Annotated in this window: 16 protein-coding genes; 9 read left to right on the plus strand and 7 right to left on the minus strand. The window is 39.4% G+C overall.

Features of this window, described 5'->3' with window-relative positions:
- Positions 1 to 111: 111 nt before the first annotated feature.
- On the minus strand, positions 112 to 897 hold the full coding sequence (locus DWZ33_RS15285; RefSeq protein WP_118455715.1) for a nuclear transport factor 2 family protein: 786 nt from the start codon (positions 895 to 897) through the stop codon (positions 112 to 114).
- 145 nt (positions 898 to 1,042) lie between these two features.
- Here DWZ33_RS15285 and DWZ33_RS15290 point away from each other — a divergent pair, with 145 nt between their 5' ends.
- Both DWZ33_RS15290 and DWZ33_RS15295 read left to right on the plus strand, forming a co-directional pair.
- Positions 1,043 to 1,627, plus strand: coding sequence for a TetR/AcrR family transcriptional regulator (locus DWZ33_RS15290; protein WP_118455717.1), 585 nt, complete (start codon positions 1,043 to 1,045; stop codon positions 1,625 to 1,627).
- Positions 1,628 to 1,659: 32 nt separating this feature from the next.
- The gene (locus tag DWZ33_RS15295) at positions 1,660 to 2,100 is read left to right on the plus strand and encodes a pyridoxamine 5'-phosphate oxidase family protein (RefSeq protein WP_022936317.1); all 441 of its coding nucleotides are present in this window, start codon (positions 1,660 to 1,662) and stop codon (positions 2,098 to 2,100) included.
- 14 nt (positions 2,101 to 2,114) lie between these two features.
- Here DWZ33_RS15295 and DWZ33_RS15300 read toward each other — a convergent pair whose 3' ends face one another.
- Complete coding sequence (locus tag DWZ33_RS15300; RefSeq protein WP_118455719.1) at positions 2,115 to 3,008, minus strand: helix-turn-helix domain-containing protein; 894 nt, start codon at positions 3,006 to 3,008, stop codon at positions 2,115 to 2,117.
- Positions 3,009 to 3,142: 134 nt separating this feature from the next.
- Between DWZ33_RS15300 and DWZ33_RS15305 the strand changes: the two genes are divergently transcribed.
- The 5 genes from DWZ33_RS15305 to tuf all read left to right on the plus strand — a co-directional run bounded on the left by DWZ33_RS15305 (position 3,143) and on the right by tuf (position 9,648).
- The gene (locus DWZ33_RS15305) at positions 3,143 to 5,107 is read left to right on the plus strand and encodes an FAD-binding protein (RefSeq protein WP_220452456.1); all 1,965 of its coding nucleotides are present in this window, start codon (positions 3,143 to 3,145) and stop codon (positions 5,105 to 5,107) included.
- A gap of 256 nt (positions 5,108 to 5,363) precedes the next feature.
- On the plus strand, positions 5,364 to 5,786 hold the full coding sequence (gene rpsL / locus DWZ33_RS15310) for a 30S ribosomal protein S12 (protein ID WP_022936320.1): 423 nt from the start codon (positions 5,364 to 5,366) through the stop codon (positions 5,784 to 5,786).
- 27 nt (positions 5,787 to 5,813) lie between these two features.
- Positions 5,814 to 6,284: a 30S ribosomal protein S7 gene (gene rpsG / locus DWZ33_RS15315; RefSeq protein ID WP_022936321.1), complete on the plus strand. Its 471-nt coding sequence runs from the start codon at positions 5,814 to 5,816 to the stop codon at positions 6,282 to 6,284.
- Positions 6,285 to 6,299: 15 nt separating this feature from the next.
- A complete protein-coding gene (fusA, locus tag DWZ33_RS15320) occupies positions 6,300 to 8,390 on the plus strand; it encodes an elongation factor G (protein WP_022936322.1) in 2,091 nt (696 codons plus the stop codon).
- Between the two features lie 73 nt (positions 8,391 to 8,463).
- The gene (tuf, locus tag DWZ33_RS15325) at positions 8,464 to 9,648 is read left to right on the plus strand and encodes an elongation factor Tu (RefSeq protein WP_022936323.1); all 1,185 of its coding nucleotides are present in this window, start codon (positions 8,464 to 8,466) and stop codon (positions 9,646 to 9,648) included.
- A 92-nt stretch (positions 9,649 to 9,740) separates the two neighbouring features.
- Here the strand turns inward: tuf and DWZ33_RS15330 are convergent, their stop codons facing one another.
- Both DWZ33_RS15330 and DWZ33_RS15335 read right to left on the minus strand, forming a co-directional pair.
- Positions 9,741 to 10,595, minus strand: coding sequence for a hypothetical protein (locus DWZ33_RS15330; RefSeq protein WP_118455723.1), 855 nt, complete (start codon positions 10,593 to 10,595; stop codon positions 9,741 to 9,743).
- A 162-nt stretch (positions 10,596 to 10,757) separates the two neighbouring features.
- Entirely contained in the window at positions 10,758 to 11,120 is a 363-nt protein-coding gene (locus DWZ33_RS15335) for an HIRAN domain-containing protein (protein ID WP_181416051.1), read from the minus strand.
- A 93-nt stretch (positions 11,121 to 11,213) separates the two neighbouring features.
- Here DWZ33_RS15335 and DWZ33_RS15340 point away from each other — a divergent pair, with 93 nt between their 5' ends.
- Entirely contained in the window at positions 11,214 to 12,200 is a 987-nt protein-coding gene (locus tag DWZ33_RS15340) for a WYL domain-containing protein (protein WP_118455725.1), read from the plus strand.
- Between the two features lie 136 nt (positions 12,201 to 12,336).
- Positions 12,337 to 13,005: a hypothetical protein gene (locus DWZ33_RS15345; protein ID WP_110370571.1), complete on the plus strand. Its 669-nt coding sequence runs from the start codon at positions 12,337 to 12,339 to the stop codon at positions 13,003 to 13,005.
- Between the two features lie 90 nt (positions 13,006 to 13,095).
- On the opposite strand, the gene DWZ33_RS15350 is transcribed toward DWZ33_RS15345, so the two are convergent.
- From DWZ33_RS15350 to DWZ33_RS15360, 3 genes are read right to left on the minus strand one after another with little or no spacing between them, the layout of a single operon-like run.
- Positions 13,096 to 14,847: a flavocytochrome c gene (locus DWZ33_RS15350; protein ID WP_118455727.1), complete on the minus strand. Its 1,752-nt coding sequence runs from the start codon at positions 14,845 to 14,847 to the stop codon at positions 13,096 to 13,098.
- Entirely contained in the window at positions 14,844 to 15,578 is a 735-nt protein-coding gene (locus tag DWZ33_RS15355) for a response regulator transcription factor (RefSeq protein ID WP_022936329.1), read from the minus strand. The genes DWZ33_RS15350 and DWZ33_RS15355 overlap by 4 nt, the downstream gene beginning before the upstream one ends.
- Positions 15,556 to 17,277: a sensor histidine kinase gene (locus DWZ33_RS15360; RefSeq protein WP_118455729.1), complete on the minus strand. Its 1,722-nt coding sequence runs from the start codon at positions 17,275 to 17,277 to the stop codon at positions 15,556 to 15,558. The genes DWZ33_RS15355 and DWZ33_RS15360 overlap by 23 nt, the downstream gene beginning before the upstream one ends.
- Positions 17,278 to 17,395: the final 118 nt, after the last annotated feature.

The following is a 17,395-nucleotide window of genomic DNA, read 5'->3' on the forward strand; positions in this document are numbered from 1 at the left end:
TCCCGTGAAGATAACTAGCTGCCAGGTGATCGACCCTTCATTGGGTCTTTTTTTTGTTTTAGCAAGTCTTAATATGAAAAAAACAAGGCTTTATCTGCCTTGCTTTTTTGGTTATATAACATCTGTAATAGTTTGAAAAGTGAGTGATTCAAAAATAATTTTGCCATCGCGGATACGCTGGGTTAATACCCCGGCTTGCTTTTTGCCGCGATGCTGAAATGCGATGCAGCTCAATTCTTCAACGGCTTCTTTAACTGTAATTTTAGCGGCAGGATCAGTAAACGCATCAATTTCCGCTTTAGCTTTATGAATCAATCCTTCGCAATAATAGCGGATATCTTCTTTTCCTTCTAAAGGCCGATTGCATAGATTGGTAAGGATGACTGCATCATCCGCATAATCATTGATTAAGGCATCAACATCATGCGCCTTTAGATTATTGAAATGCTTTTCAGTTAATGCCAATGCCACTGTATTTGTTGGAAATGGGTGGGCTTTGATACCTAATGAAGGCATACTTACCGGTGTTTTCGCATAGCCGCTCACATAGACAGCTTGACCGTTTTCAACCATATAAGTAAATGAGGCAAAACTGGAAAATGGCGGCAGTGAGGCTACCAAAGTAATATAATTATCGGTACTCTGCCGATATAGAAAATTCAGCTTTTCAACTGCATGTTCAATATCCATGCCTAATTTAACCGCAAAGGTCAGCGAATTACGCATGACGCTAGTCAGCGTATCATGACCCATGGTTCGTGTTCTCCCATCCAATCGGGTAATGGCTATCAATTCTTCTGAATAATCAGACAAGGCTTCTTCTAAATTTGAATCTTTTTTCATATTAATCATAGATTCAATATGATGATTCATTAATTCATCCGCAGTTCTGGGCATATATTTCCTCCTTTAAGATACTTGCGTATACTATTACGCATATGTATAATAAATATAAACCATGGATCATTGATTATCAATGACCAGAATCTGAAAACCATGTATTAATACTCACATCCGTGAAAACGTGTATAAAGGAGATTTTATGAATAAGCCTGATCGAAGAAGTATAAAATCTGAGAAAGCGATTCAGAAAGCATTTATAGAAATGCTGATGAGCGAAGGCTTTGATGCTATTACCATTAAGGCGCTGACTGAACAAGCTGATATCAGCCGTAAAACATTTTATCTGCATTATTTAGATAAATTTGATCTTTTAAATAAAATGGTTGATGAACGGATGGTTGAATTGGCTGAGTTGTGTGAAAGAAAAAAGGATAAGGGTTTTGTGGATGGAACAGTGCTTTGGTTCTGTTATTTCGAAGAGCACAAAGCCTTCTTTAAAGCCTTATTTGCTACTGAAAGTACCATTGCATTCCGTTACCGTCTGCAGGCTTTTATCATGGTACAGTTAAATGATAAGCTATCAGACGCAGCTGATCATAATGAGGTACTGTGCAAATTTATGGCTACCGCGGTGCTGGGTGTTTTAGAATCCTATGTTTTGGATGAATTTAAAGCCGATATTAAAGAGATTGCTGAGCAGGTTGGCGTGCTGCTGGAACAGATGATAATGCAGGCAAAAGCGGCGGATTCTAAGCAGTTAGATTTTGATGGCCAGTATCTTTAATAACTGATATAATGACATCAGGAGGGATGATTATGATGCGAAATCCAAGCCAGACAATCGGCAATCTGATTGAAAGGGCAAGTATGACGAGTATTTCTTATATTGATGCGGAAGGTTATCCGGTCAGCCGCGCGATGCTGCCGCCAAGAGAAAGAGAAGGAATTAAGTATTTCTGGTTTACGACCAATACATCTTCTCAAAAAATCAGTTGTTACCGCAATAATCCAAAGGCAAGTATTTATTTTGTAGATAAGCGCTTTTTCCGCGGCGTATGTCTGAAGGGGACAATGGAAGTTCTGGAAACTAAAGAAGCAAAAGAAATGTGCTGGCGTGAAGGAGATACAATGTATTATCCGGAAGGGGTTGCAGATCCGGATTACTGCATATTGAAGTTTACTGCCGAAAAAGGCCGTTATTACAGTAATTTTAAATCTGAAGATTTTGATATAGAAGAACCGCAGCCGGAAGCTTAATTCCCACTGCGGTTTTATTTCTTTTTGGTTTTTAATTCGGTTTTATATTGCTTGCGGTAAGCAGCCGGTGATTTGCCATACTGATTCTTAAAACTGGCTGAAAAGGCAATCGGTGATGAAAAATTATATAATTCAGAGATCTCCGCGAGGCTCATGGTCGTATTTCTTAAATCATTGCAGATCTGCTTCATGCGAAACATCAGAATAAATTCCTTGGTGGAACAGCCTTTAATCTGATGAAAGCATTGGTAAAGATAGCTTTGTGATACATTTAAATGGGTGCATAAATCTTTAACTTTGATATTATCATGTACATGCTCAGTGATGTAATCCAGGCATTCCACAAAGATGCGCTCTTCACTTGTATTATTGGCGGCTCGGTCAGCATTGGCGGCATAATAGGCGTTCGCATTCATCAAAATAGCAGCCAGTGCTTTTTTCAGCAATACTTCCAAGTTGAAATAATAGCCGGGTTTATCAGCATTTTGATGAGAAAAGGTTGAGAACCAAAACAGATCTTGTTCCGTAAATAATTTTGAATATACCGTCAGCTGATGGCAGCTGAACAGCTTCGCAAAGCTGTTGCGCATGAGATCTGTTTTTAAATCAAAGTGAAAAATATAAAGATGGGCTTTTTCTTCGGTAAGACAAGCAGCGGTGAATAAGGTATATGGCGGTATAATTGCCAAATCTCCCTTTTCAATTAATAACCGCTGATCCTTAATCATCAGTTCAATGCTGCCTCTTTCAACAGCGACAAGTTTAAAATGCGGCAGAATTTCATTATTAATAATTCGGTTCTCCTGTTCAGTCCAATCCACATAACCAAGCACACGAAAATCCAGAGACAGCAGAATCTCTGAGAGCGGATCAGGTTTTAAGAGGTCATAGGTTGCGATGTTTTTCATGTTATCATTTTAACATAATTTTATTAAAATTAAATATTAAGTATAAAAAGTTATGAAAACATTAAGTTTATCGAAGATTTTTGACTAGTTAATAACTTATCAAGTGCTAAAATAAAAATAGGAGGATGAAAAGGATGAAAAAAATAGTAAGTATTTGCTGTGCATTGCTGATGACAATCTCATTAGCCGCATGCTCTAAGCCGCAAAACGAAACGCCGAAAACTGATGATAATCAGCCAGTGGTTAGTGCGGATGTGGAAAAGAGCGCTGACGTTATTATCATAGGAGCCGGCGGTGCTGGTCTTTCAGCGGCAATTCAAGCGGTTGAAAGCGGCGCTAAGAGTGTTATTATTGTAGAGAAAACAAATAATACCGGCGGTTCTTTGAATTATACAAGCGGATCGATGTCCGGCGCTGAGACAATTATCCAAAAACTTGACGGAATTGAGGATACTAAGGAATCATTTGTTCAGGATATTTTGAAAAATGGTGCTCATAAAGGGAATGAAGAATTAATCAGAAAGTTTGTTGATGAAGATGTAGATATGATTCAATGGCTTTGGGATCATGGTTTAAGTGATAACCAGTTCAGTACGGATAAAGAAGGTCATCGTTCAGTATTTGCCCCTGAACATGCGCTTTACAGTGTACCTAGAACTTACAAAGCCAGCCCTGATAATAAAGAAAAATATAAATCAGCGGCGCATGAAATTCTGGATACAGTGGTAGCGGGTCTTGAAAATGTAACCATTGATTTCATGACTGAAGCGAAAACACTGATGCCTAATGATAAAGGTCAAATTTTATCAGTATTGGCGGTCAATAATGAAACAAGTCAGACTATAAAATATACGGCAGAAAAAGGGATTATCGTTGCAACCGGCGGTTATTCAGGCAATGCCAAGCTGATGGGAGAATTTGCTGAAAATGGTGCTAGTTATCTGGCTGGCGGTTCATTTGCGGCTGATGGTTATGGTATTCGAATGATGCAGGAAGTAGGCGCTAAGGTTGATGAAGAAACAATGACTTATATTCCTACTTTCCCGATGGGACTTGAAGTTGCGCCTGGTATTGGTTCAATCGCGCCAACCTATACATGGAAGGCCGGCGGTATCTGTGTGAATAAGAATGGCGAACGTTTCGTAGATGAAACACTTGCTGAAGTTGAAGAGCGTGAGGTTGCGTTGGAAGAGCAGCCAGAAGCAATTCAATATGATATTTTCACTGATAAGATTATTGAAGATCTGAAAGCAGCTGGTGCTGATATGATGTGGACTTATTTATATGAACCTGAAAATGGCAAAGGCCACAGCAAGGTTGTAACTGCTGATTCAATTGAAGAATTGGCAGGCAAGCTGAATATGCCGGCGGAACAATTAGCTAAAACAGTTGAAGAGTACAATGCGGCTGTGGAAGCCGGCGGTACGGACAGCTTTGGCCGCAGCTATGACGGTACAGTGACAGCTTATAATGTTGCTGTTAATAAAATTGAAGGCGATAAATATTATGCCGTACCTTTAAAGGCATTAGTTGTTATGACTTTAGGCGGTGTAACTGTAAATGATAAGATGCAGGTGCTTGCTGAAGATGGAACAGTCATTCCTGGCTTATATGCGGCTGGTGAAGTTACCGGCGGTATCTGGGGACGTTTTGTATCTGGCGGTACCGGCGTTATGGGACCTATCGTATTCGGCCGTCTGGCAGCCCGTGAATTAATGAGTGGTGAATTGGCTGAGGGTTATACAGCTAAACCGGCATCAAATCTTCTTGATGAAAAACTATTTGTCAGAGATGAAGCTGTGAAAACTGATCGTTTCGATATGAGTAAAGCCTTGACGGATGGTGAATATGAAGCATCTGTTGATGGCCAGGAAGGTAAAATGAATGTAAAGACAACCATTGCAGATGGTAAGATCAGTAAGGTTGAAATCGTTGAACAGCATGAAACGGAAGCCGTTGCTAAGCCAGCTCTTGAAAGTCTGCCAACAGCAATTGCTGAACAGAATTCAGTAAATGTTGATACGATAGCTGGTGCTACTTTGACATCAAATCGTATTCTTGACGCAGTTACTGATTGTTTGAATCAAGCAGCTAAATAAGCTTTAATCAATATAGGACCTGTCTTTTGCGGACAGGTCTTTTATTAAGCTGAAGCATCATTATGAACGAAAAAACTGCGTTTATTGAGATTTTTATGAAATTGCATTAATTTTTTTATAAAATAGATTGACAAACGTTTCTGGTTGTTTTACAATTACAAAGCTAGCGTGAATATGTTCCTGAAAGATGGAACATTAATTTATGCCGTAATATGACACACCCGGAAATGTGTGTTAGCACGAAAGGAGGACAATCATGCCTACAATTAATCAGTTAGTACGTAAAGGTCGTACAAATAAAGTATGGGTTTCTAAATCTCCTGCTTTAAATAGAGGTTACAACTCTTTGAAGCGTCGTCCTACCGATCTGAGTTCACCACAAAAACGTGGAGTATGTACTCGTGTTGGTACAATGACACCAAAGAAACCAAACTCAGCACTTCGTAAATATGCTCGTGTTCGTTTGTCAAACGGAATGGAAGTTACAGCTTACATCCCAGGAATCGGTCACAACCTACAGGAACATAGCGTTGTATTGATCCGTGGAGGACGTGTTAAGGATTTACCAGGTGTTCGTTACCATATCGTACGCGGAACATTAGACTGTGCTGGTGTTAATGCTCGTAATCAGTCTCGTTCTAAATATGGAACTAAGAAACCTAAAGCTGCTAAGAAATAGCATTAATCGTGAAAGGAGGAAGTAATAATGCCTAGAAAAGGACATATAGCAAAACGTGATGTGTTAGTAGATCCGATTTACAACTCTAAGTTGGTTACTCGTTTAATCAACAAAATCATGATTGATGGTAAAAGAGGGGTAGCTCAGACTATTCTGTATAACGCATTTGATATTATTGAAGTAAAGACAGAACGTAAACCAATGGAAGTTTTCGAACAAGCATTGGAAAATGTTATGCCGTTATTAGAACTTAAAGTACGCCGTGTCGGAGGTGCTAACTATCAGGTTCCAGTTGAAGTTTCTCAGGAAAGAAAGTTAACATTAGGTTTACGCTGGATCGTTAACTATGCTCGCTTAAGAAATGAAAAGACAATGGAGCAAAGACTTGCTGCTGAGATTATCGATGCTGCAAATGGTACTGGCGCTTCTGTTAAGAAGAAAGACGATACTCATAAAATGGCTGAAGCAAATAAAGCATTTGCTCACTACCGTTGGTAAGAGGGGACTTGAACTATGCCACGTGAATATTCATTAGAAAATACTCGTAACATTGGTATCATGGCTCACATCGATGCTGGTAAGACGACTACAACTGAACGTATCCTGTATTACACAGGTGTTAACCATAAAATTGGTGAAACTCATGATGGAGCTTCAACAATGGACTGGATGGCTCAGGAACAAGAAAGAGGTATCACAATTACTTCTGCCGCTACTACAGCACACTGGGCTGGTACTAAATCTCAGTACCCTGATACTCGTGTAAACATCATCGATACTCCGGGGCACGTTGACTTCACTGTTGAAGTTGAACGTTCACTGCGTGTACTTGACGGTGCGGTTACAGTATTAGATGCTAAGGCTGGTGTTGAACCTCAGACTGAAACAGTTTGGCGTCAAGCTTCAGCTTATGGTGTACCACGTATCGTATTCGTTAATAAGATGGATGCTACCGGTGCTGATTTTGATATGAGCTGCGCTACAATTATCAACCGTTTAGGTGCTAAGAGTGCTGCTGTTCAATTACCAATCGGTGCTGAGAGTGATTTCAATGGTATCATTGATATCATCGAAAGAAAAGCTTATGATTTCGAAGGTGATTTCGGTGTAAATATTGTTGAAATCGATATCCCTGAGAATTTAAAAGAAAAAATGGAAGTTAAGCGTCAAGAATTAATTGAAGCAATTGCTGATTTTGATGATGACTTAATGATGATGGTTCTTGAAGGTGAAGAACCAACAATCGAACAAATTAAGGCTACGATTCGTAAGGCTGTATGTACTGGTGAATTCTTCCCGGTATTCTGCGGATCTGCTTATAAGAACAAGGGTGTTCAATTAATGCTGGACGGCGTTATTGAATATCTGCCTTCACCGCTGGATATTCCGGCAATCATCGGTAAGACTGAAGATGGTGAAGATGTAGCTCGTCATGCTAGTGACAGTGAACCATTCTCTGCATTGGCATTTAAGGTTATGACTGACCCATTCATCGGTAAGCTGACTTATTTCCGTGTTTATTCTGGTACTACTAAATCAGGTACATATGTATTAAATGCTACAAAAGGCAAACGTGAGCGTTTTGCACGTATCGTTCAGATGCATGCTAATGCCCGTAAGGAAATTGATGAAGTTTATGCAGGTGATATTGCTGCTGCCGTAGGTTTAAAAGATACGACAACGGGTGATACTCTGTGTGCTGAAGATTCTCATATCATTCTTGAATCAATGGTATTCCCTGAACCGGTTATTCAGATTTCTGTTGAACCTAAGTCAAAGGGCGATCAGGACAAGATGACATTAGCACTTCAGAAGCTTGCTGAAGAAGATCCTACTTTCAAAACATATACAGATCCTGAAACAGGACAAACGATTATCGCCGGTGTTGGTGAACTTCACCTGGATATCATCGTTGACCGTATGCGCAGAGAATTTAAGGTAGAAGCTAATACTGGTGCTCCGCAGATTGCTTACCGTGAAACAATCCGTCAGGCTGCTGACTGTGAAGGTAAGTACATTAAGCAATCAGGTGGACGTGGTCAGTATGGTCACGTTTGGATCAAATTCGAACCGCTTGAAGAAGGTAAAGGCTTTGAATTCGTTGATGCTACTGTCGGCGGATCAGTCCCTAGAGAATACATTAAATGTATCGGTGAAGGAACTGAAGCTGCATTAGCGAACGGTTTAGTTGCTGGTTATCAGGTAATCGATATCAAGGCTACGCTGTTTGATGGTTCTTACCATGATGTCGATTCAAGTGAAATGGCTTATAAGATCGCTGCTTCAATGGCATTAAGAGAAGCTGCTAAGAAATGTAAGCCGGTAATTCTGGAACCAATCATGTTAGTTGAAGTTACAGCTCCAACTGAATACATGGGTTCTGTAATGGGTGATATTTCATCACGCCGCGGACAGATCAATGATCAGGAAGAAAGAGGCAATGCCGTAATGGTTAAGGCTTATGTTCCACTGTCAGAGATGTTCGGTTATGTAACAGACTTGCGTTCATTCACTCAGGGTCGTGGTAATTACTCAATGAAATTTGACCACTACTCAGAAGTACCTAAGTCTATCGCAGAAAAAATCGTTAAAAACAACGCTTAATTCACTTTAAATGTTGCTTTTATAAACAAATTGAATTAAAATAAACTTGATAAAATCACAGGAGGAATTTGCAATGGCAAAAGAAAAATTTGATAGATCCAAAACACATGTTAACATTGGAACTATCGGTCACGTTGACCACGGTAAAACAACTTTAACTGCTGCTATCACTAGCGTACTTGCGCAAAAAGGTCAGGCAGAATTCAAGGCTTACGATGCAATCGATGGAGCACCTGAAGAAAAAGAACGTGGTATCACAATCAATACTGCACACGTAGAATATCAGACTGCTACTCGTCACTACGCACACGTTGACTGCCCGGGACATGCTGACTACGTTAAGAACATGATCACTGGTGCTGCTCAGATGGATGGTGCTATTCTGGTAGTAGCTGCTACAGATGGTCCTATGCCTCAGACTCGTGAACACATTCTGCTTGCTCGTCAGGTTGGTGTTGAAAAGATCGTTGTATTCTTAAATAAATGCGACATGGTTGATGATGAAGAATTAATCGACTTAGTTGAAATGGAAGTTCGTGAATTATTATCAGAATACGGATTTGACGGAGACAACACTCCAGTTATCCGCGGTTCTGCATTAAAAGCTCTTGAAGGCGATGCTGCTTGGGTTGGTAAGATTGATGAATTGATGGATGCTGTTGACAGCTACATCCCTGAACCTGCTCGTGAAGTAGACAAACCATTCTTGATGGCAGTAGAAGACGTATTCACTATCACTGGTCGTGGTACAGTTGCTACTGGACGTGTTGAACGTGGTGTATTAAAACTTGGTGAAGAAGTTGAAATCGTTGGTATCCATGACAGCAAGAAAACAGTTGTTACTGGTATCGAAATGTTCCGTAAACTGTTAGACTTCGCAGAAGCTGGTGACAACATCGGTGCATTGCTGCGTGGTGTTAACCGTGACGAAATTCAGCGTGGACAAGTTCTTGCTAAACCTGGAACAGTTCACCCACACACTCACTTCAAAGCTCAAGTATACGTATTAACTAAAGAAGAAGGCGGACGTCACACTCCTTTCGTTTCTAACTACCGTCCTCAGTTCTATTTCCGTACAACTGACGTTACTGGTGTAATCACTCTTCCAGAAGGAACTGAAATGGTTATGCCTGGTGACAACGTTGAAATGGAAGTTCAACTGATCGCTCCTATCGCTGTAGAACAAGGTACTAAATTCACTATCCGTGAAGGTGGCCGTACAGTAGGTGCTGGTAACGTTACTGAAATCATTGAGTAATTGAAACCCAATAACAATTAAGAGATCTTCGGATCTCTTTTTTCTTTATGAATATAAACGAAAAGGCAGCACACAGCTGCCTTATTTGTACATTAATTATAGAAATTCATCATATTCGTATCACTGAAGGATTTTGATAATTTCGCAGAAATTAAAGTATTATTAATATTATTACGAACTAATTCAAGCGGATAACAATTACTGTCACTGACGCACACCTGCTTAATAATCTCGGCTAGCTCGTCCGCTGCCATAATACCATCTAGTTTCATATAGTCTAAATTTACTTTGTGTATCCGATATTGACCATCTTCATAATCATCAAGGAAGCAGCCATAATCTCTATTCTTTTGACTATAAAGATAAACAAACCACCGATCTTGAAACGGCTCGTAAAATACCTGCCCCTGAGGATAAAGAAACGTTACATGCACATGCGGCATAACAGATACGGACTCATATTTTGATTTCTGTATAGTACCATTTTGTCCTGTTTCAATTATATGAATATCTTTTTTAGATAGCTGCATGCATTTCTTAATTTCACTATCACGATGCAGACGCTCCTTTGAAGCATAGTCAATATAATAGACTTGTTTATTACACGCGATTGTCTGCAGAATGCTCCAATTAATAAGCTCAGCTTTTGTTAACAGTGGGTAGACATAAAAGTATGGTGTCTTGTACTTGTAGATGTAATACATTTTATCATTTGCCATGATCACCGAGCCAATGCCAATTTCAATAGACTTTTCTTTGCTATTATTTTTCTTGATTCGATCGAAATCATCTTTCTCCAATGTATAGTAATAATCTTTAATGCAGTCGAATGGAATAATGACTTCGCGGCTTAGATTAACATAAGAGGACTTTCTAAGCCTATATTTCTTATGATCAATTTCAGCCTGCTGATAAACACTGCAGCCAAATGCGGTTTGGATGAACAAGCATAACCCCTCACTTGATCTGCTTCAACAGCACTGATAACATAAGGCCTGATACGATGCCCAGGTTCCACATTCATAAGTTTCTGTTCGCTTAATGGCATTTTACACCAATAAACATCCCCAGGCCGAATTTCCTGATCAACCGTCTCCTGATCACACCATTCAATGATTTGATAACATTTCGTAATTAACCATTTCTGTAAATATTTCAGCCGATGCTTCAAGTTGATCACCACCTTCCTCCAAACCAGCAATAATATATTTATCAATCACATAAAGGACTTTAACATACTGCTTTTCTGCTATCAAATCGTAAATTCTGCCAGCACTGTATGTTCCTCGGGCAACGGTATGAATGCTGTTAGCCACATGTCCTAACACAACTCCGGTATCATTCATGACACAAATTGCTTCATCATCAAACGCATTATCAGTATCTTTCATTAATCTCAGCCGCTGGCCTACACAAAATGCTTCCGGGCCAAAATAATAATTACAGCCTGCTATTGTTAATGCTCTCATCATTATCACCTCTTGTTATCCATATTATAAAACAATTGCTGTACCATATTTCGCCCAGCCATCATTTGTGTTAAGATAAAAGAGGGGATATAAAATATGAATGAAAGCCGCATATTTGCCTTAAAAATTCTAGCCATATTACAAAAATATTCTGATGAAGATCATGTATTAAGCAATCAGCAAATTCAAGATCTGCTGTTGGCTAATTATGATATCAAAATGGATCGTAAAACCTTGAATACTTATTTAAATATTATTAATGATGAAGGCATTGCAGACATCAGCATGTATCAGGATAATCGCAAGGGCTATTATTTAATCAGCCGATTATTTGAGAAAAGTGAGGTTCAGCTGCTTTGCCAAAGTATTTATTCATCGCACTTTTTATCTGCCTCTTTAAGTGATAAGTTAATCAGCAAGCTATTATCAACGCAAAGCAAATATGTTGAGAAAACCTTTAATGAGACAATGGCACAGAAAAATAAGGCTTGGAAATCAGAGAATAAACAATTTTTTCATACCATTGATATTTTGCTTGAAGCGATAGAGAAAAAATGTACCGTAACTTTTAATTATGCTCATTATGATATCCATAAACAGCTGATATTTAATAAAGAGCAGCGATATAAAATTCATCCTTATTATCTCGTTCAAAGCAATAATAATCTTTATTTATTATGCCGGACTAAAAACTATCAGGATATTAATGCTTATCGAATCGATAAAATATTGAATATCGAACTCACTGACGAGAAAGCTCGGCCACTGGAATATGGCTTTGACTTGCATAAGCATGTCAAACAGCGGATGTATATGTATGCGGATAAACCGGTAATGATAACATTGCGTTTTCATTCAATGATTCTTGATGATATTATCGATATGTTCGGCAAGGAAATCATTATTCAGCCGGATCGAGAACAGAAAGATTTATTGATTACTAGAGTATGTTCATCAAAAAAGGGCATGTTGTATTTTGCCTTACAGTATCTGAATAACTGTGAAATTTTAGAACCACAGGAATTGCGTGATGAATTAATTGAATGTCTTCATCAAGGCATTGATAAATACCAAAAGCAATAATCTCTAACTCTATTAAATGCATTCATCCGATCAACACCGCAAAGTTTGTAAGCTTGCATGTAACTTTAAGATATACTATAATATGAATAGGCAGCGGCTTTGAAAGCCTTGTTAATCAAGAAGGGAGTTGCTTTAAATGAAAAAAAATAACCGATTGATCAGTGTTTTATTATCTGCGATCCTTCTTCTAGCTGGCTGCAGCAATATTGAAAAAGGACGTGACGCTATTATCGGCGCGGATGTTAATAAAGTAGGTATTATTCATGTTACTAACGATGAGATGGTTCAATGGACAGTAAGCGGAGATGAAATTGACGCACTGAGAGAGTGGGCTTCAGGTTTAAAATTCTTACCGCATGAATTTGAAAAGGGTAAGACGCCTTATGATACGAATACCGATGTTGAATCTTATGAATTCTATCTTACAAAAGGTGATTACCGCAATATCTCATATGCCATTATCGATGAAAAAACCAGCTATATTTTCTATGCAGATAAATGGTATACAGTCACAAATCCATCAATACCGCCATTACAAGAGCCTGCGGAATTAACCCTCGATAAGGTTATAGAGCTGGCAGGTAAAGGAGAAGAACTGACTTGGAGTGATTTTGAACAATATAAGAGCAAAGAAATAGGTTCAGGTTTATATATTCTGCTCTATAATATTGATGAAAACTACTATTTACTGGTAGGTGGAACCCCTGATAAAAAGCCGATGTATATCCGTTTGGTATCGGCACAGGATGAAACGAAGTACATTGACATCAGAACTGAATCAATCAGTGATTTTATAAATAAATAAGATGCTATTGCTGTCTCATTACGGGACAGCTTTTTATTTGCTAAAAGAAAAACGGCTTATCGCCGTTATAAGTTCGGTATATCTGAAATATTATTTCTTTAAATGCTCATTATATGCCGTGGCAGCTGCAATCCTTCCGAAACAGACTGTATCCGGTATCGATAATGAGCCAAGCCGATTGGCACCATGAATGCCGCCGGTTACTTCACCCGCTGCGTACAGGTTAGGAATTATGTTGCCCTTAGTATCAATTACATGAGCATTCTCATCAATCTGTACACCGCCCATGGTATGATGAACCGAGACAATGCATGCAAACATCAAATACGGGCCGTCACCAATCGGTATCAAGTCGGTGCGGTTAAAGTCTGTATCAACACCTTGTGCAGCCATTTCATTATAGTGCTCAATCGTAGCTGCCAAAGTTTCATACGGGATATCGAAGAATTCAGCGCATTCCTTTAAACTGCCCTTAATCAAAACTCCCTGATCAAGACAGCGGGCAATTTCAGAAGCGTAATCTTCTTCCAGATTCATTGACTTAGCCACTTGATCATCAATGATTTCATAAATCATAGCGTCTTTTTGTTCAATGGCTGCCCGAGAGATAATTTCACGGGTTTCCTTTTCATCAACAAAACGCTCACCATCTTTATTTACCAGCAAGGCATTGCCAATTAAACGCGCATAATCAACGAAGTAATAATTGCCGGTGGCTGGATTATTGATCGGATACAGCTGAATCGCGTCCATATCAATCAGATTAGCACCCGCCGCCTGTGCCATAAGAATGCCGTCACCGACGATTGCCGGTGAATTTGTCGTAGGAATCGAGGCATCTAAGGTTGGCCATTGGGTATTGTACTGCTGACGCATTTCCACGTTGGCAGAGAAACCGCCGGTTGCCAGTATAATGCCGCTGTCACCATAGAAATGCAGACTGTTGCCGTCACTGACAGCTTTTATGCCAATCGCTTGGCCATTCTCCATAATGATCTCAACCGCTTTGGTATTGTAGATTACTTCAACACCTAATTCCTCGGCTTTTTGTGCCAAAGTATTTACATAAGCAGGGCCATCACCAACCGGCCACAAGGTTCTGGCAACCCGATGACCGCCGTACCATGATTGTTCATCCTTGTATTGCACACCAATTTCATCACGCAACCAATAAGCATTTTCTAATACATGATCAGCCAGTGTACGCACCAATGTTTCATTGCTTCGGCCCTGACCGGATATTAAAATATCCTCAATAAATGCTTCCTTGCTGTCAATGATCCCTTCACTTTCCTGAACCCAGTTGTTGTAACAGGCATATTCGCCGCCGGACATGCGGGTATTGCCGCCATTGAAAGCCATCTTTTCAATAATCGTTACTTTCTCAAAGCCCAGCTGCTTCGCTTGAATTGCCGCCACAAAGCCGGCCCCGCCGCTGCCGACGATTACCAAATCAGAATGCTGTTCAATGATTTTCTGCTGCTGCTCCTGCATGTTGGCATTCATCAGATCCTCCTGCGTGATACCAGCCTGCGTCAGCGCGTCCTTGACAGCATCTATGAACCCTTGACTAGTCAGTGTAGCACCGGCAATCGTATCGACATCAATGCTGTTTTTAGATATAATCTCATCCGCCAGCTGAATCATTTTGCCGGAGAAGCCCGGCACTTCACTATGCTTTACCAATTCAATATGTTCGATTTTATCATCCTTAATAACCACATCAACAATAATCTTACCTTGTTTGCCAAACCCTTCACCCTGAAAGGTATCCGTATTATTGATACTTTGCGGCGCGCAAGCACTAAGCATCAGCAGCAGTGCCAAGAGAATTTTCTTCATAGATTTTCCTCCCTTGTGCTGTTGGGTGTACGGCCGCGTATTTTTTTATACACTCTTGAGAAATAAAGCGGATCAGTAAAACCGCACATCAGCGCAATCTGTTTAATCGCTGCGTTCTTCTGATTTTTCAAATAGGCATCGGCAAGATCAATCCGCTGATTTGTAATATACTCATTCAGCGACTGATTTGTTGCCTGCTTAATCAATTTACTGATACTTGAACGTGACAGACCAAAACTATTCTGTAAGCTGTCATAATCAAGGGTCGGATCATCTAAATGATTTTGAATATAGGCTAGAAGATCCGCGGAATCATTAGGCTGATATTGTTTCAGCAAATTGTGTTCCAAGAGACGTTTCTGATAATTATCAATTGCCTGCGCGCAGACTTCAGCTAATTCATCATCATCGACAGGCTTTAAAAGATAGAAATCAACCTTTTGTCTGATCGCCTCCTTCGCAAATTGAAAATCATCATAACCGGATATGATAATGATTGAACACATATGCTGAAGCTCACGGATTTTTTTAATCACTTCAAGACCATTCATGCCTGGCATATTAATATCCATAAACAGCAATTCCGGATGATACTTCTGCACAGCTTCTAAAGCGACTTCACCATTATCCACAAGGGCAATTACCTGAATATCCAGATTTAAAGATTCGACCTGCCGTTTTAATCCATAACGGATATTTTCTTCATCATCAACGATCATCGTTCTTATCATAGTCAAACTCCTTTATCAATAAAGTAATCTTGCATCCTTCACCCTTAATGCTGTCAATCAAAATATCATTTTCCTGATTCATCATTTTTAACCGGGTATAAACATTATGCAGCCCAAAATGCTTTGAGGTATCCGAGGAATGCAGATAATCAAGCAGCTCCTTCACTTCCTGCTCATCCATGCCGCAGCCATTATCTTCAACACTCAGCATTAAACATTCATTTTCAATCAAGGCTCTGACAATAATTTTACCCATATGCGTATTTGGCTGAGTACAAGCATGGATACTGTTTTCAACCAATGGCTGAAGCAATATTTTCACAACCTGAATTGTTTCGAGTTCCTTTGGACAATAAATCTCATAATCCAGATTCTTAAAGCGGATCTTCTGCATATCAAGATAAGCCTTCGTATGCTTAAACTCCTGTTTCAGTGAAATAACCTGCTGACCGCTTGCCAAGAAGGTACGGAAATAAGTTGAAAGAGCGGTAATTGTTTTAGCGACATCCTCAGCGCCATGCTGCTTGGCAAGCCATTTCAGATTATCCAAGGTGTTGTAGAGGAAATGCGGTTTAATCTGTGCCTGCATAATTTCCATTTCCGCTCTTTGTTTCTGATTGCGCTCTTCAACAATCTGATCAATCAGCTCACTCATTTTAGAAATCATTTTATTAAAGCTCATCGATAAGTCATGAATTTCATCACGGGCATTGCCTTCATCTACATAACTTTCCAGCTTTCCGTTTTCCACAAGCTTCATAGCATTCTGAAGATTTTTGATGGGTGTCAGCACCGACGTTACCAGCATTTTCCCAAGGATAAAAATAACCGCTAAAAGGAAGAGCAGTAAAATCCACAGACCGGTCATCAGCTGATTACTTGACTGCATCAATTCTTCATTAGATACAACTGTGGCAAAGATCCATTCCGGATAATTTTCAATTGGTGAGACAAATAACGTTGCTGCTTTGCCATTAATATCGGTGACAGGAAATTGATTACTGCTTGTTATCGCCATGATATCGATGGCATGCAGGGTTTCTTCATCAATCGTATGTGAATAGAAATATTGCGCGTTGGTAGTTATTAAATCATAATCACGGCTCATGATGAAGCTTTTGCCATTATAAACCTGCATCGTATTAACAATTTCATTTAAGCGTACAGAAGGAATTGCGGCAACAATCAGCGCCTCTTTTTGATTCGTAATGGATTTAATCGGATAATAGAAAAGCAGTACCTCACGGTTGTTGTCATTCAGCTTAGGCTTAGAGATGATGAATTCAGAATCATCCCGATAAGCTTTTTGATAGTCCTGATTATCCATCAGATTTTCAATCGCATCACTGTTAATCCAACAGAAACCATTCTTTCCGATATAAGAAAAGGTTTCCATCACTTCACCATTATTGGTATAAGAATTAGTAAAGCGTTCGATCTGCGGTTCAATGCCGCGTACATCCATTGAAGAAAAGGCAGGAATAGTAGATATTGTGCGATATTCAGCAGAGATTCGCTTAATCCACATGCTGACCTCCTGTGCCTTACTGTCAACGATCTGGGAAACCGTAAATGTATTGTTGGCAATATCTTTGGGCCGGTAAATTGCTTCGATGTAGAAAAACAGTGAACTGAATACAATCAGGACACTGATTAAAAAATAAAGCTGTATTTTAGTTTTGATGCCAAGGTTTTTCATAACTCTATTTTATCATCATTTTAAGCATTATGTTCAATAATCCATTGAGTTGAGCCATTTATCCATATTCAATTGTGACGGATTTCACTATAATTGGGTTATCAGGAGGTAGGAGTAA

It is taken from the genome of Dielma fastidiosa, from assembly GCF_003475485.1.
In the GTDB taxonomy this organism is placed as follows: domain Bacteria; phylum Bacillota_I; class Bacilli_A; order Erysipelotrichales; family Erysipelotrichaceae; genus Dielma; species Dielma fastidiosa.